This is a genomic window from Lacibacter cauensis (assembly GCF_007830055.1).
GTDB lineage: Bacteria > Bacteroidota > Bacteroidia > Chitinophagales > Chitinophagaceae > Lacibacter > Lacibacter cauensis.
The window spans coordinates 254,368-270,142 of sequence record NZ_VLLE01000002.1 but is presented as its reverse complement, the minus strand read 5'-3'; the positions used below and the strand labels follow the sequence as shown (position 1 = coordinate 270,142).

The following is a 15,775-nucleotide window of genomic DNA, read 5'->3' as shown; positions in this document are numbered from 1 at the left end:
CTATGACAATGGTAAAATTGCACAGCCCCGCTCAGAAACACATCAATAACATTTTTGATGAGCTTTTCAACGAGCTGCCTGCTTTTGGCAAAACAGTTAATAATCTGTTTTCACCTGCAGTAAATATTCTTGAAACAAACGATGCCTATCATTTGGAAGTAAATGCACCCGGACGCAATAAAGAAGACTTTACTGTATCGGTTGATAAAGGTTTACTCACGATCAGCTACGAGAAGAAAGAAGAAACAAAGAGCGATGATGTGAAAGTTGTTCGTCGTGAATTTAACGCACAAAGTTTCAAACGCAGCTTTACTGTTGATGAAAAAATTAATACAGAAGCCATTCAGGCGAAATATGAAAATGGTTTGCTGAAACTGTTTTTACCTAAAAAAGCAGATGTGCAGCAACCGGTAAAAACAATTCAAATACAGTAATAGCTACATAAAGCTTGTTTTTATAGCAGTTGGTTTTCCTGCCTGGCCTCAGGCAGGGGTAAGCCCGTTGTTTTTACAACGGGCTTTTTCATTCTCTTAACAGCTGTTTCAACAGACATGGTTATCTTCGCAACGCATCAGCATGAAACCTCTTTTAACCCTTGTAACAATTTTATTCCTTTTCCTGCAGAGCCAGGCACAGGAAGTTACCGACACAACGATCCAGCATCCGGCTACTGATACCGTTCTGCGTATCCGTAACCTGAATCCTTATTTTACAGTACACGTAGACAGTTCGCTCTCCTACAAGCTCGAAATAAACAAAGAGCAAAAGAACTATTACTGGTACCTGAAAAATTCGCCTGTTGGCTTACGTATTAACAAAGACAATGGTACACTCACCTTTAAAGCAGAAAAGGCTTATTTCCTTTCGGGCAGGTTGAAGTACGATGTAGAATACAAAGTGCAGTTAGGTGTGCAAAGCCTGGATAACCCGGCCGACAAAACAGATACCTTGTTCACGATTGTATTCTTCAATACAGAAATTATTCAGTCGAAAATAAGACCTTCTGTTTCTGCATCGATTACAGTGGATGAAGGCGACACAGCAAGAATTTCACTCAACTGCGAAAACGGAAACTTCCCGATCGAATATATCAACTTCGAAAGCTCACTTCCCATTAAACCAGAATACCAGATTTCAAAATGTAAAGATGAATTTGTTTGGTTCGTTCCTTACGATTTTGTGAAGGATAATGACAGTGGCAAAGTAAAAGTAGTACGCCTGTTATTTGTTGGTGCTGATAAATTCCGTAACAAAGACACTGCAGTTGTTCGTGTTGTTGTACGAGACGCAATTAACTATCCACTCAAAAAACAGGAATACGATAAACTGGTAACCGATTATAACCGCTACATTATTCAGTTGAAGTTTACGTTCAGAACACTCGATAGAAAAATTAAGAAAACAAGAAACTCGAGAGTTGCGTTTGATATGACTTCTTCTTCCTCTGCTTTGGCGGGAACAATCCTCAGTACATCAAAGAATGAAGAACAAAAAAACGTGGGACGTGTACTACCGGCAGTTGGTGTAACATTGGTACCGGTGAAGGAAGCCGTTTCGCCGAATAAAGTAAACGATCAGAACTCAGTATCACTGGTGCGTACAAGCATCCGCCGTTTGGAATACATTCTGCAGGAAAATGGGTTATTGAGTGAGAAGGATCCGGATATAGTTGCAAAAACTGCAAAAATGAAAGCTGATCTGAAACAGATTCAACAACAGCTGATCGATGTTCCTTTAGATGAAATTAATATCGACGATCCAAAGGAAGCAGCCAAGTACTTTGAAAGCAAAAAAGTAAACCGCAAATACCGTTCAAGAAAAAATTAATGGAAAAGGCCGATGAAATTTCATCGGCCTTTTGTTTATAGTGATAGGTTGCAATCAATTACAATCGCCTTTTCTTCTTGTGTCAATAATGTATTGAATTTTCCATACAGCATTCACCCTTACTAACTGGAACGAGTTCACACCACAATGGCTGAATGTTCCTTTCAAATAAAACTGGTAAGGCGTCCATACACTTGCCAATGCACCATCAATATGAATAGCTCCAAATGTGATGCGTTCATCGGCATCGCCTTTCATTGTTTTTCCAACAAAGGATGCAAACGCATCAATATTATCGGTGCGCACTATTGTTTGCCCCTCTTTTGTACGGCTGATGGTTTGCAATACCGCCCATTCTGAAAATGAATTTTTTAATCCGGCAGAATCGGCATTCTTCATGGCTGCAAACATATTGTTAACAACAGCTTTTACAGAATCTTCTGTACTCTGTGCTTTGAACGTTAAACTGTACAGCACTGTTAAAGAAAGCGTAAGAAAAAGGCGCATATGTGGTTGTTTTAATGTTTGGCAGGTTGTTTGGATTACAAGGATAAAAACTTACCGACTATGGCAAACTTAAAATTCTACAAATGGTCAATAGCCCTGATGATGCTTGTTGTGAGCACTTCAGCTTCGGCACAATTGTTTCCACGCAATGGTAACATTTTCGGCAATACATCCAACAGGCCGGTAATTCGACAAGATGGTAGTCGTCAATGGCCCGACGGTACCATACAATACCCCGATGGCACAACACGCTATCCCGATGGTGCAGTGCGTTATCCGAATGGTACAATGAGTTATCCCCGTAACAATCGTAACTACGATAACTGCAACCACCGCAGCAACCTGCCTCCCGGACAGGCAAAGAAAATTTATGGTGGTCATGCAAGGGATTATGCGAAAGGCAGAGGCAAGAAAGGACATGATTGCGATCACGATGATAGAAACTGGAACGACCGGAATGTAAGAAACTATCCGAATCAATATCCCCAGTATCCTTCGTATCCGCAATACCCGAACAACACGCCTCAAAATGGTGGTAAACGTCCAAGCCGTACTACCAACCCTAATTTGTAAGGTATAGAAGTGAACATAAAAAAGCCCCGACCGTAAGTGTCGGGGCTTTGCTTTTGAGATAAGATGATCAGTATCCCAATATCTTCAACATGCTTTGTGCGGTTTGCTCTTTGGCATACACCCAATCGACCAGCTTGCCGTTTTTATCGTGCCCTACAATAATATGCTTGGGCGAAGGAATCATACAGTGCTTAATACCGCCGTATCCGCTGATTTGATCCTGGTAGGCACCGGTGTGGAAGAAACCTACATACAATGGCTCCTGTGTATCGTTACCGTTGAGTTTGGGAAGAAACACTTCATTGATATGCTCTTCCGAATCGTAGTAATCATGACTGTCGCAGGTAATACCACCTAACACCACACGCTGATAATCGTTCTCCCACTTGTTAATGGGCAACATCAAAAACTTTTCGCCAATACCCCATGTATCAGGTAAGGTGGTGATGAATGAAGAATCGATCATGTACCAGTTCTCCCGGTCGTTCTGTGTTTTCTGACCAAGTACAGAATAAATATGCGCCATGCTTTCGCCTACAGTGAAGCTGCCGAACTCTGTATAAATATTCGGCATCGGCACACCTGCTTTTTTACAGGTCTTCTTGATGGTAGACACAATTTCATGAATCATGAATTGATAATCGTACTCAAAACCAAGCGAGTGCTTAATCGGAAATCCACCGCCGATATTAATTGAATCCAGCTCAGGACAGATTTTCTTCAACTGGCAATAGAGTGTTACTACCTTATTCAATTCACTCCAGTAGTAGATATCATCTTTAATGCCTTTGTTCAAGAAGATGTGCAGCATCTTTAACTGGAAACGATCTTCGTTGCCTTCGATTTTATCTACGTAAAACTCAAGAATATCTCTTGCACGGATACCAAGGCGTGATGTGTAGAAAGGAAATGTAGGCTCTTCTTCTGCTGCTACACGTATACCAAGCTTAAAAGGAACTTTTACGGTTTTCTTGTATTGCTGTAACTCTTCTTTGTTATCGAGTATGGGCGTTACATTTTTAAACCCGCTGTTGAGCAGTTTAGCAATGCGTGCGATATAATGCTTTTGCTTATAACCGTTGCAGATGATCTGAATGTCTTTATTGATCTTCTTTTTCTGATAGAGTTTATTAATGATCTCGATATCGTAAGCATAAGAAGTTTCCAGGTGAATTTCATGCTTCAATGCTTCCTCTACCACAAATGAGAAATGGCTGCTCTTGGTACAATAACAATAAAAGTATTTACCCTCGTAGCGATGCTTTTTAAATGCAGCGTCAAACATCTTTTTTGCTTTCTTGATCTGCATACCAATTTTGGGCAGATAAGTCAGCTTCATGGGGGTACCATATTTGTCAATCAAAGCTTTTACATCAAGTCCGTTAAACTGGAGGTAACCATCTTTTAATTCAAATCCTTCCTGCGGAAAGTTAAATGTTTGATGTACGAGGTCGTTGTAGGTTTGATTGCTAAGTTGAAACGAGCGTTGGTCTTGTGTCACCTTTGGGAAATTTTGCACAAACTTATTGTAAATTTAAATGCAGGGGCAGGAAGATTTTTTGAACAACCCATACAACAAGACTCAGCGTCTTCCAAAGAAGAAAAGTTGCAAAAACCAAAAGCCCCAACATTGCTGTCGGGGCTTTCGTTTTATCTGTATGCAGATATTACTTTACCGATTCTACCAACTTTTTAAAGCTGGCAGGTTCGTTCATCGCCAGATCAGCAAGGATCTTACGATCGAGGTCAATATTCTTCACCTTCAGTTTGTTGATGAACTGAGAGTACGTTAAACCTTCTTCTCTTACTGCAGCGTTGATACGTGCAATCCAGAGCGCACGGTATTCACGCTTTTTGAGTTTACGGCCTACATAAGAGTAGGTCATACCTTTTTCTACAACGTTTTTGGCAACGGTATATACATTTTTACGTTTGCCATAGAAGCCTTTGGCTTGCTTGAGAATTCTTTTGCGGCGCTGCTTTGATGCAACTGCGTTTACTGAACGGGGCATATCTTAATTTTTTTGAATGATAAATTGAAGTTTGTTTGTGCGGCTCTTATTTCAGACGCAATAAACGTTTTACAAAGTCAACATGTGATTTTGCTACTTCACCGTCAATACGCATGTTGCGCTTACGCTTTTTAGACTTCTTTGTGAGGATGTGACGTTTGAAACTCTTTTGGTGAGTGATCTTACCTGTGCCGGTTACTTTAAACCTTTTTTTGGCACTTGAATTGGTTTTTACCTTTGGCATTTGACTGCGCTTTAAGAATGATACCCGGCTGGCGGCTCTGCACAGGCAGAACACTTAGGGGGCCGTTTGGGCAATACCAAGCTGTTTCCAGCTTCCCGATTTGGGAGCGCAAATGTAGGGAATAAGTGCGAAAATGAAGGAAATAAGAGCCATTTTTTTGCAGAATACCGGCAAATACGCCGAAAACCGTCATGTAGAGGCACGAGACATCGCTAAAGTTGCATGCAAACCGAAATGCAGAAAACCTCTCCTTCGTCGAGGTGACGTTTTTTGAGATGCACAATTACAAAACAAAGCCGCCTCGTTTAGGGGCGGCTTCTATACTTATTCTGCATTCTCTTTTTTCTTCTTCGCTGTTTTAGGCGAAATAATCATCAACATCCGCTTTCCTTCCAGCTTGGGTAAGCCTTCTACCTGTCCAATTTCGGCCAGGCGCTCGGCAAACTTCAACAGTACCAGTTCTCCCCTTTCTTTAAACTGAATGGCACGACCTTTAAACTGCACGTAAGCTTTTACCTTATTACCCTCCTTGAGGAAGTTTTCGGCATGCTTGGCTTTAAAATCAAAGTCATGGTCATCGGTGTTGGGTGTAAAACGGATCTCCTTCAACTCGGCCGATTTACTCTTGGCCTTCATTTCCTTTTCTTTCTTCTTCTTTTCGTAAAGGAATTTGTTGTAGTCGATTGCTTTACAAACAGGCGGAACTGCCTGCGGAGAAATTTCTACCAGATCCAGACCCAGTTCCTGGGCAATCTGTAAAGCTTTCTGAGTTGGGTAAACACCCACCTCTACGTTATCACCAACCAGGCGTACTTCCGGTACACGGATCATGTGGTTGATGCGATGTTCTGGTTCTTTACGGGGAACAAAACGTCCCCTTGGAGGTCTTTGTGGAAATGCCATACTAATGTTGCTCCCATCCCCTGCGCAGAGCAATGATTCATTTTTTGTTTATAATTCTCTTCCGGGGAATTGAAGAGAAATTTGTTTAATCTGATTTACGTTCGCTGATCTCAAGAGCGGCTGCTGCAACAAATTCATCGGCATCCACCACACCTGCATCTCCTTTCCCTTGTTTACGTACGGCTACTTTTCCTTCATTCATTTCTTTTTCACCAACTACCAGCATGTAAGGTACTTTCGCCAACTCTGTATCACGGATTTTCTTACCGATTTTTTCGCTGCGGTCGTCAATCTCTGCACGAATATCTGCTTTTTTCAGTTTATCCCGCAACGTTTTTGCATAATCCATGAACTTATCGCTGATGGGCAGGATTTTTACCTGCACCGGCGCCAGCCATAACGGGAACTTACCGGCATAATGTTCTAACAGGAAGCCGATGAATCGTTCGTGTGTACCTAATGGAGCACGGTGAATGATCAACGGTACTTCGGGCTGGTTATTTTGATTGGTGTACGACAGTTTAAACTTGTTTCCGCTGTTGAAATCAACCTGGTTGGTGGCCAGTGTAAACTCACGGCCAATAGCGCTCCAGATCTGTACGTCAATTTTCGGACCATAGAACGCAGCCTCATCGTGCACTTCAATAAACGGAATATTTGATTCGATGAGCACTTTGCGTACCATCGCTTCTGTTTCCTGCCACAGCTGCGGTTCGTTCACATATTTCTGTCCGAGTTTGCTTGGTTCGTGTAAGCTTAAACGCATCACATACTTATCAATACCGAAGATTTTGAAATACTTCAGGTACATATCATTCACTGCACGAAACTCATCGGCAAACTGCTCACGGTTGCAATAGATATGCGCATCGTTCATGTGCAGACAACGTACACGCATCAAACCAAACAACTCCCCACTCTGCTCATAACGGTAGCAAGTACCATATTCAGCTATACGGAACGGAAGATCTTTATAGCTCTTTGGTTCTGCATCGAAGATTTTATGATGGTGCGGACAGTTCATCGCCTTGAGATAATATTTCTCACCATCCATTTCCATCGGCGGGAACATACTATCTGCATAATAAGGCAGATGGCCGCTGGTGAGGTACATGCTTTCTTTGGCAATATGCGGTGTTACCACACGCTTATACCCTGCTGCTGCTTCTGTTTCTTTGGCCAGCTTTTCCAACTCTTCAATAATGATGGTTCCGTTGGGTAACCACAAGGGCAAACCCGGACCAGTGTCATCATCCATTGTATAAATGCCGAGTTCTTTACCCAGTTTACGATGGTCACGCTTCTTTGCTTCTTCCAGCATTGCCAGGTATTCATCCAGCTCTTTTTGAGAGGGGAAGGTTACACCGTACACACGGGTTAACTGTTTGTTCTTTTCATCGCCTTTCCAATACGCACCTGCAATAGAAGTAAGTTTGATGGCTTTGATGAAACCTGTATGCGGAATATGTGGTCCACGGCACAGATCGGTAAAATCGCCCTGCGTATAGAACGTAATACCGCCATCTTCCAGGTTCTGCAACAGATCAAGCTTATACTCATCTCCTTTTTCGGTGAAATAAGCGATGGCATCCTGCTTGGAAATTTCTTTACGCTGGTAAGGATTGTTCTTCTTTGCCAGTTCGTTCATTTTCTTTTCCAGCACAGCAAGATCCTCTTCGGTCATCTTGCGATCACCGAGATCCATGTCGTAATAAAATCCTTTATCCAAAGCAGGTCCCACCCAGAATTTTACGCCGGGGAAAAGCGATTCCACCGCCTCGGCCATAAGGTGAGCGCTGGAATGCCAGAACGTATTCTTTCCATCAGCATCATCCCACGTCAGCAGTTTCAACGATGCATCCTGTGTAATGGGTCGAGTAAGATCCCACACCTGGCCATCTACATTTGCTGCTAATACTTTTCTTGCCAAACCTTCGCTGATTGATTTAGCAATATCAAGAGCCGATGCACCTTGCTCGTACTCCCGCACTGCTCCATCCGGAAAACTGATCTTCATGTACTTGTCTTGATTTTTTTTGGATAGCAAAGGTAACAAAAGCTAACCGTTTGAAAATTAACAAACCCTTACCCGAAGCCTTTTTTTTCAAATGTGTAATTTGCAGGCTGATTTTGAACTTACACAATGAGACAGATAATACTACTTGCTTTCCTTTTTTGCACTACTCAGACCTTTGCCCAGAAATACAGTGGTCAGTGGACCGGCAGCTTCAGTTCCAAAAGCGAACCCGGCAGCCAAACCGAATATGTACTGGAAATTGAAGCACGGGGCAACAGCTTTACGGGCACATCCACGACCTACTTTAATTATGCAGGTAAACGTTTTTATACCATCTGCGAAATAAAAGGCACCATCGATCCGGGCAGTAAAACGCTTACTTCTACCGAAGTAAAAGTGATCAAGAAAAATACACCGCCCGATCAGATTGATTGCCTGCAAATGCATACGCTCACGTATTTCCGCAAAGGCGAAACAGAAGAATTGAGTGGCACCTGGAAAGGTGCAAGAGACATTGATAAGTGCGGTGTAGGTTCTACCACACTGATGCGCAAGCAGCTGGTAAAAAATACCATTACCACTCCACCGCAAAACACAACAGCCCGTGCAAACCCTGCACCGAACAAACCGGCTGTAGAAAAACCTGTAACCAAGCCGGTAACAAAACCGGCAACAACACCAACAACAGAACCTAAAAAAGAAACGCCTGTTGTTACCGGTCCTGCAATTACAAAAGTTGAAAACAACACCGAACCACAAACGAAAACAGAAGTAAAACCAACCACTATTCCTGCACCTAAACTTCCTAATGGTTTAGAGAAGCGTGAAAGCAAAGTATTTGAAACGATTCCGATTGAAGAAGAAGAGATTACTGTAAACCTCTATGATAATGCAGAAATTGATGGTGATGTTATTACCGTATTGTTCAATGGTGAAGTGGTTGCTTCGCAAAAAACACTCAGCGACAAACCGATTACCCTTAAACTGAAAGCCATTAAAGGAAGAGACAACACCTTAACGATGTATGCCGAAAACCAGGGACGTGTACCGCCCAACACCGCCATTATGCGTGTACAGAATGGTGAACACTACTACAAGGTATTTTTGAGTGCCGATGATAAGAAGAACGGCAGTGTAGTATTTCGGTTTAAGAGTTAACGTAAAAAATAAATCTTAGTTGAGAGCCACTGTGTAAGCAGTGGCTTTTTTAGTTTATTTATTGTTCCCTCAGTTCACACTTATCGATTGTTATAAATCTTACTGAAGCATTATTAGCGGCTCGTTATTACATGCTGCTTTCAACATACAACACACATTTGTCAACAGTGCAGGACAGTTAAAACATCTGCTCTACTAATTTCATGGACTAAACTGACTTGCCACAATGAAAAAAAGTACTCTGCTTACCGCAGCGCCTATATGGCTATTACTATGCGCTCTTTTTTCCAATCAATTTCTTAACGCACAAACACTGGCTTTCCCCGAAGCAGAAGGTTTTGGTCGCTATGCACAAGGTGCCAGAGCCAATGCCACACGACAGGTTTACATTGTAACGAACCTTAACGATTCAGGTGCAGGATCATTTCGTGATGCCGTAAGCCAGCCTGGTCGTATAGTCGTATTTGCCGTTGGCGGTATCATCACCTTACAAAGTGATGTGGTTGTCTCGGCCAACTGTACAATTGCAGGGCAAACGGCTCCAGGTGACGGTATCACCATCTTCAATAAACGAGTTACGTTTACCGGCGCAAGCAATACCATTTGCCGTTACTTACGGTTCCGATTAGGTGCAACCGGCAATTCTGGAAAAGATGCTTCGGGTCTAGCAAACGGCAACAATATGATCATGGATCACATGTCGTTTTCATGGGGCATGGATGAAGTATTTTCAATTAACTGGGATGGTAAAGGCACAGCGCCCGACAACATCAGCATTCAGAACTCCATAATTGCACAAGGTTTGCACAGAGAAAACCACTCTGCAGGTGGTTTGATTCAAACACCCGATGGCGGAAAAGTGAGCCTCATTAAAAACTTGTACATCAGCAATAAAACCCGTAACCCGAAAGTAAAAGGCGTAAATGAATTTGTTAATAATGTAATATACAACTGGGGAAATGGAAACCGTTTAGGCGACAATCTGAACTATGGTTGGTCGGGTGAAGCATATATTATGGGTGGATCATCGGGTGTTTCGGAAGTAAACATCATCAACAACTACTTCATGAGTGGTCCGCTGACACCACCAGGCGAGGCATCGCCGTTTTCGAGGGGAACAGGTACTTTTTATTTGTATGGTGCAGGTAACTATTTCGATAATAACCGTAATGGTTTGTTAGATGGTGATGAGGTACCCTACAATAGTTCAGCAACCGGTTACCCCGGCATTGCCGACGAAGGTTTTAAAACAGCTCCGTTCCCCTATCCTGCTGCCAATCCATCTTTGAGTGCTGCACAGGCATACGAGTATGTAATGAATAATGCAGGCAGCAATTATCCACGTCGTGATCAGGTTGATGCATTGCTCATAAGCGAAGTAGCATCGAAAGGGGTGAATGGATTTTATGTATACCGTGAAACGGATTTGCCATTTACAAATGGCGGAGTTGGTAATGTGTTTAATGCCCCGGCTGCAACCGACAGCGACAGTGATGGCATGCCTGATGTTTGGGAAGATGCAAATGGTTTGAATAAAAACAATGCAGCTGATGCAACTGCCTTCAGTACAAGTATGCCGCAATATCTGAACATTGAAGTATACATCAACTCTCTTGTAAACACACCCGCAGCAGACTTCGTTAAACATCCTACTGCTGTTACATTAACCGCAAGTTCGTTTGAACTGCCATCGCCTAACAGTAAGATTGTTGTAAAGTGGAAAGACAATGCCGATAACGAAACTGATTTTATAATTGAACGTAGTGAAAATGGAACAACTTTTACTCCGGTTGCACAACCTGTGGCCAATACAGTTTCGTACGATGATGTAACAGGATTACTGCCTAACAAAACCTATTACTATCGTTTAAAAGCAGTTTCTGCAACTGCACAGTCGGCCTACAGTCCGGTTGTTTCTGTTACAACGCCGCCCATTGCTTCGGCACCAACAGTAACGTCAAACCCTAACCCAACCAATAATGCACAACAGGCAGAACCTGTTAACGGCAGTGTAAAACTTACCTGGAGTGGTAGCAGCAATACCGTGAGCTATGCTGTTTTCTTTGGTACAAGTGAAAACAATCTTACACAGCTGGGTTCTGTTACTTACAGTGCAAGTCCCTCATTTACGGTTAATAACCTCACAGAATATACAACTTATTACTGGCGTGTTGATGCAATTAATACTAAAGGAACAACCACTGGTACTGTTTGGAATTTCCGCACAACAAAAACATTCCCTGCAGGATTAATCGGTTACTGGAGTTTCGATGAAACGGAAGGCATAGACATCATCGACAGTTCGGAATACGCCAACCACGGCATTCTGGGTTTGGATGATGATGACCTCAGTATTCGTGTACCCGGCAAAGTAAATGGTGCTGTAGATTTTGCAACGGCATCGGTTGACAAATATGTGGTAAGTATTCCGCATAAAGACCATCTCTATCTCAATAAAACACCTTTCAGCATTTCATTCTGGATGAAAGCTCCTGCTTCCATGCTGCCACCCGATAATAATACAAGCTCGTATCTGTTATGCAAAGGTTCAATCACCAAAAACACAACAACTGGTGCAACAGGTAAACGTTTTGATATTGAATTCAAGAACAAAGAATTCCGTTTTGCCATTGATGATGATATCACCAAGTACGAGCTTAGTACAAGCGGGGTGCCCTTTTTTGTAAACGATTGGGTACATGTAGTGATTGTGCGTGATACTGCTGCCAAAAAATTGCGGGTGTACAACAACGGACAAATGATTAAAGAACAGGCAACAGGTACCGGTGCGGCACAAGCTATTGGAGAAGAAAGCGATTTTATCCTTGGCAACATTGGCGAATTGGAGTTTTTAACAACCACCAACAAACCTGCTCCTTACAAAGGCATGCTCGATGAATTTAAAGTATTCAACTATGTATTAAATGATGTGGATGTGTTGCGACTGTTTCATACCAGTCCCTTGCCCATTACGCCCTATGCACCTACATTAGCCACCGGCACCATTCTGGAAGGTTACGATGAAACGGTCAGCGCATCATGGAAAGGCGAAATCAACACTACATCATACAAAGTATATTTTGGAACAGATGCCAATCATCTTTCTTTTCTTGCTGATGCGACAGTTACAAATCCTTCTGTTACATTCACTAATCTGCAAAAAGGAACAATGTATTTCTGGCGTGTAGATGCAATTGGTGCTGCGGGCACTACAACCGGCACGGTCTGGAACTTTAAAGCAGTTTCTCCCAAAGGAATGGTGGCACATTACAAATTCGATGAAACTACAGGAACCGTTGTAACGGATAACAGCAATTACCAATGGCATGGCGCAGTAAATAATATGCCCGGAGCAGAATGGATTGCAGGCAGGTTTGCAAACGGATTAAACTTTTTAAACCCTGCTGCTACAAGTGCAGTTACCGTGCAACACGCAGATCATCTGCTTTTCGACCGAAACTCCTTTACTGTTTCAATGTGGGTGAACCTGAGCAGCAGTAACAGTAACTATAACTCTGCTGTTAACAAAGACTGTTATCTCTTCCACAAAGGAAAATTTACAGACCCCGGCGGTAAATGGTACGGCCTGCAGCTGCGAGACAGTACCCTTACTTTCTCTATTGACGATGCTTCAACGAAAGTAAGTTTGAATGTAAATCTCAAAAAGGCATCCCCTTATTTTCCATTCAATAACAGCTGGACAAATATCATCACCGTAAAAGATACTGCCGCCAGACGCCTGAAGGTTTATATCAATGGTGTAGAAGCAGGATCCATTGCCTACAGTGCAACATACGGTAATACAGGTTTAAACCTTCCATTGCTTATCGGCAATTCGTTAGAGAATAAACCCTTCCATGATAAGCTGGACGACATACGCCTGTATAACTATGCACTAACAGCACAGGAAATACAACGTATACAGCAGGGAGCGCCACTGGTAAACAAAGTAACCGATCCCTCTCCGGCAAATGGAGAACCGCAAGTAAGCTACGGTTCGGTACAGTTAAAATGGAAAGGCGCCGCACAAACATACAATGTGTACACGGGTAATAACGCCAACAATCTTTCTGCCGCTGCAACAGCTGTAGCAGACCAAACTTATACACTACCGAACATCAGTACACTTGGTAATTTATACTGGCGTATTGATGCTGTTCGGGATGGCGAAGTGGCAACAGGCGATGTTTGGTCGTTCTCCGTTGTTGATACCACCAAACCAACTGCACTGGCTAGAAACATTGCTGTTCCTTTAGTAAACGGAACTGTAACCGTAACTGCTGAACAGGTTAATTATGGCAGTAGCGACGATTATGGTATCCGGTCTGTAAGCATCGACTCAACCACTTTCGATTGCAGCCAGATTGGAGAACATACCATCACTTTAACCGTAACCGATAACAATAACAATGTAAATACAACCACTGCAATTGTTACTGTTGTTGGATCTGTTCCTGCTCCTGCAATCACAATAAGCCGCAGTAATACTACCCTAACAAATACCGATGCAAATACTGTTGTACTGGGTTATGGTGCACAGCAATTAACCTTAACAGCTGCAGATGCCAACAGCACCCAAAACAGTTTTGTATGGACCCCTGCAGATAACCTCAGTTCTGCTTCAACAGCAGTAACAACATTTGCTCCTGTAAGCGCAGGCCATTATTCCTATACAGTTGAAGCTGCAAACGAATATGGCTGTAAGGCCTCTGCGCAAATTGCTCTGAAAGTAATAGATGCACGCTGCGGCAACAATATGGATAAGCTGCTTATCTGTAAAGACAATAAATCAATTTGTATTGCAGCATCTGCCGTTCCAGCTATGCTCAACAAAGGTTATATGCTTGCTGCATGTTCTGCAGGTGCCAATGCAAGAAGCAGCGGAAACGAAATGGAACAAAATGAAAATATACTTTTAACTGTTTCGCCCAATCCTGCAACACAGCAGACAGTTATACGGTTCAATATAACAGATGCGCAAAACTACAGCCTGGATGTATACAATTTGATGGGTATGAAAATAGCAACCCTCGACAGAGGTACGAACAGCGGTAACCACCTTGTACGCTACAATCTTTCCAATCTATCAGCCGGGTTATACTTCCTGAAACTTTCTGTAAACGGAAAGATAACCACACAAAAACTGGTCGTTCAAAAATAAGCAAACCGTTAAAGCTTGTAAAACAGGATAGCAAACGCTATCCTGTTTTTGTTGATATATGCATCAACAGGGTGCAATTCATACTTGGTCGTATTCCTTCAAACAGTTGTTTAAATTATTCAACTGATTGTTATGAACTGGTACGAGGTTAAGAATAGCAATACAATTGATTCGCCTGCTTTGCTTGTTTGTAAAGACCATGTGCAGCAAAACATTACTCATGCAATTACTATGGTCGAAGATGTAAAGCTTTCCTTTGCTGCCGAGTCTCCCTCTTTCCAAGGCGATGTGTCAGAAACATATTGTAAGAAAGCATTTGCGGTAATCGAAGTGTTAACGGAACAACAGCTAATTTTCTTTATCCGTTTTCATACTGCGGCGAGTCGGCTGCGCCGGACATCGCCCGGAAACATTTGGGTTTGCTGCTTATGAGCCCCATGCATGTGCAAAGGACTTTTTTGGTTAGAAGAAACCAGTCCAAAAACAAATGCAAACAACCCGATTGTGTATAATAATACGGCGGTGTTTGTTGTACATAAAGCTAAAGTTTCATTTGTAGGTTTGTTTCATCAGCTCAGAAACAACGTCACCATATAAAGAAATCTGCAATGAACAAAAAAAAGAGCTCCTTATTGCCGGCTATGGCTTTTGTGATGCTATCACTGGTACAATTAACCGCCATTCATGCATATGCGCAGGCGCCGGGTCAGCCACCACCACGGCCATCATTACCTCCCATCCCCATTAAAGGCGATACAACGCATACGCTTTCCAAACATTTTATTGTTGCTTCGCCTGCCAAAAAAACTACAAACGAAAAGGGATTCATTCAACGTTGGCTGGTGCTTGAACCCGTGAGGAAAGACATTGCCCGCAATAATATTTTTACCGACAACTATCTCCGCACAACTTTCGCCGCCGATAATTTTTCGAACGATTATAACAGTGTTCCGAAAAACGGCGACATGATAAAGCTGGGTAACCAGGAATTAAAATGGTATGCTTTAGAAAGTAAAACATTCAACTTTAATTTATACCATTTCACTTACGCCATTAACAAACCGCCCTACGGCGTTCTTTTTTGGTTGGTTACTGTTATTGACTGTCCGACAGAAATGAAAAATGTGCGGATGACTGCAGGATGTAATTCAGCAAGCATGTGGTGGTTGAATGGCCAGGAAGCACTGCTGCTTTCAGGCGACAGGGATATGATTGTTGATAATGCTACCTCATCCCGTTTAACATTAAAGAAAGGAAAGAACATTATACGTGGTGCAGTAATTAACGGGCCGGGCATGGCGAACTTCTGCGTTCGTTTTTTAGATGAAAAAGGATCGCCTATCAAAAACCTCAGCATCAGTTACCAATAAAAA

The 15,775-nt window shown here is 42.5% G+C and carries 13 protein-coding genes; 7 read left to right on the top strand and 6 right to left on the bottom strand.

Annotation, left to right across the window (positions count from 1 at the left end):
• The first annotated feature begins 2 nt into the window (after positions 1–2).
• Positions 3–434 (top strand): Hsp20/alpha crystallin family protein, encoded by a 432-nt coding sequence (locus IQ13_RS01220; RefSeq protein WP_144883700.1) that lies wholly within the window; start codon positions 3–5, stop codon positions 432–434.
• Between the two features lie 142 nt (positions 435–576).
• Positions 577–1,827 carry a hypothetical protein gene (locus IQ13_RS01215; protein WP_144883698.1) on the top strand — a complete coding sequence of 417 codons (1,251 nt, stop codon included), beginning with the start codon at positions 577–579 and terminating at the stop codon, positions 1,825–1,827.
• A gap of 54 nt (positions 1,828–1,881) precedes the next feature.
• Here IQ13_RS01215 and IQ13_RS01210 read toward each other — a convergent pair whose 3' ends face one another.
• Positions 1,882–2,334, bottom strand: a complete 453-nt coding sequence (locus IQ13_RS01210; protein ID WP_144883696.1) for a hypothetical protein — start codon at positions 2,332–2,334, stop codon at positions 1,882–1,884.
• A 60-nt stretch (positions 2,335–2,394) separates the two neighbouring features.
• Here IQ13_RS01210 and IQ13_RS21440 point away from each other — a divergent pair, with 60 nt between their 5' ends.
• The gene (locus IQ13_RS21440) at positions 2,395–2,907 is read left to right on the top strand and encodes a T-complex 10 C-terminal domain-containing protein (protein WP_199758145.1); all 513 of its coding nucleotides are present in this window, start codon (positions 2,395–2,397) and stop codon (positions 2,905–2,907) included.
• A 67-nt stretch (positions 2,908–2,974) separates the two neighbouring features.
• Here IQ13_RS21440 and IQ13_RS01200 read toward each other — a convergent pair whose 3' ends face one another.
• The 5 genes from IQ13_RS01200 to thrS all read right to left on the bottom strand — a co-directional run bounded on the left by IQ13_RS01200 (position 2,975) and on the right by thrS (position 8,083).
• Positions 2,975–4,408: a type III PLP-dependent enzyme domain-containing protein gene (locus IQ13_RS01200; protein ID WP_144883694.1), complete on the bottom strand. Its 1,434-nt coding sequence runs from the start codon at positions 4,406–4,408 to the stop codon at positions 2,975–2,977.
• Positions 4,409–4,574: 166 nt separating this feature from the next.
• A complete protein-coding gene (gene rplT / locus IQ13_RS01195; protein WP_144883692.1) occupies positions 4,575–4,919 on the bottom strand; it encodes a 50S ribosomal protein L20 in 345 nt (114 codons plus the stop codon).
• 46 nt (positions 4,920–4,965) lie between these two features.
• Positions 4,966–5,163, bottom strand: coding sequence for a 50S ribosomal protein L35 (gene rpmI, locus IQ13_RS01190; RefSeq protein WP_144883690.1), 198 nt, complete (start codon positions 5,161–5,163; stop codon positions 4,966–4,968).
• Positions 5,164–5,487: 324 nt separating this feature from the next.
• Positions 5,488–6,066: a translation initiation factor IF-3 gene (gene infC, locus IQ13_RS01185; protein ID WP_144883688.1), complete on the bottom strand. Its 579-nt coding sequence runs from the start codon at positions 6,064–6,066 to the stop codon at positions 5,488–5,490.
• A gap of 85 nt (positions 6,067–6,151) precedes the next feature.
• A complete protein-coding gene (gene thrS / locus IQ13_RS01180) occupies positions 6,152–8,083 on the bottom strand; it encodes a threonine--tRNA ligase (RefSeq protein WP_144883686.1) in 1,932 nt (643 codons plus the stop codon).
• A gap of 126 nt (positions 8,084–8,209) precedes the next feature.
• Between thrS and IQ13_RS01175 the strand changes: the two genes are divergently transcribed.
• The 4 genes from IQ13_RS01175 to IQ13_RS01160 all read left to right on the top strand — a co-directional run bounded on the left by IQ13_RS01175 (position 8,210) and on the right by IQ13_RS01160 (position 15,772).
• Positions 8,210–9,241 carry a hypothetical protein gene (locus tag IQ13_RS01175; RefSeq protein WP_144883684.1) on the top strand — a complete coding sequence of 344 codons (1,032 nt, stop codon included), beginning with the start codon at positions 8,210–8,212 and terminating at the stop codon, positions 9,239–9,241.
• A 226-nt stretch (positions 9,242–9,467) separates the two neighbouring features.
• Positions 9,468–14,402, top strand: a complete 4,935-nt coding sequence (locus tag IQ13_RS01170; RefSeq protein ID WP_144883682.1) for a LamG-like jellyroll fold domain-containing protein — start codon at positions 9,468–9,470, stop codon at positions 14,400–14,402.
• Between the two features lie 132 nt (positions 14,403–14,534).
• Positions 14,535–14,834, top strand: a complete 300-nt coding sequence (locus tag IQ13_RS01165) for a hypothetical protein (RefSeq protein ID WP_144883680.1) — start codon at positions 14,535–14,537, stop codon at positions 14,832–14,834.
• A 176-nt stretch (positions 14,835–15,010) separates the two neighbouring features.
• Complete coding sequence (locus tag IQ13_RS01160; RefSeq protein WP_144883678.1) at positions 15,011–15,772, top strand: protein kinase family protein; 762 nt, start codon at positions 15,011–15,013, stop codon at positions 15,770–15,772.
• Positions 15,773–15,775: the final 3 nt, after the last annotated feature.

Excerpts from the sequence above, each read along its gene's own strand:
- IQ13_RS01220 (WP_144883700.1), top strand. The coding sequence starts at position 3 with ATGACAATGGTAAAATTGCACAGCCCCGCTCAGAAACACATCAATAAC.
- IQ13_RS01215 (WP_144883698.1), top strand. The coding sequence starts at position 577 with ATGAAACCTCTTTTAACCCTTGTAACAATTTTATTCCTTTTCCTGCAG.
- IQ13_RS01210 (WP_144883696.1), bottom strand. The coding sequence starts at position 2,334 with ATGCGCCTTTTTCTTACGCTTTCTTTAACAGTGCTGTACAGTTTAACG.
- IQ13_RS21440 (WP_199758145.1), top strand. The coding sequence starts at position 2,395 with ATGGCAAACTTAAAATTCTACAAATGGTCAATAGCCCTGATGATGCTT.
- rplT (WP_144883692.1), bottom strand. The coding sequence starts at position 4,919 with ATGCCCCGTTCAGTAAACGCAGTTGCATCAAAGCAGCGCCGCAAAAGA.
- rpmI (WP_144883690.1), bottom strand. The coding sequence starts at position 5,163 with ATGCCAAAGGTAAAAACCAATTCAAGTGCCAAAAAAAGGTTTAAAGTA.
- infC (WP_144883688.1), bottom strand. The coding sequence starts at position 6,066 with ATGGCATTTCCACAAAGACCTCCAAGGGGACGTTTTGTTCCCCGTAAA.
- thrS (WP_144883686.1), bottom strand. The coding sequence starts at position 8,083 with ATGAAGATCAGTTTTCCGGATGGAGCAGTGCGGGAGTACGAGCAAGGT.
- IQ13_RS01175 (WP_144883684.1), top strand. The coding sequence starts at position 8,210 with ATGAGACAGATAATACTACTTGCTTTCCTTTTTTGCACTACTCAGACC.
- IQ13_RS01170 (WP_144883682.1), top strand. The coding sequence starts at position 9,468 with ATGAAAAAAAGTACTCTGCTTACCGCAGCGCCTATATGGCTATTACTA.
- IQ13_RS01165 (WP_144883680.1), top strand. The coding sequence starts at position 14,535 with ATGAACTGGTACGAGGTTAAGAATAGCAATACAATTGATTCGCCTGCT.
- IQ13_RS01160 (WP_144883678.1), top strand. The coding sequence starts at position 15,011 with ATGAACAAAAAAAAGAGCTCCTTATTGCCGGCTATGGCTTTTGTGATG.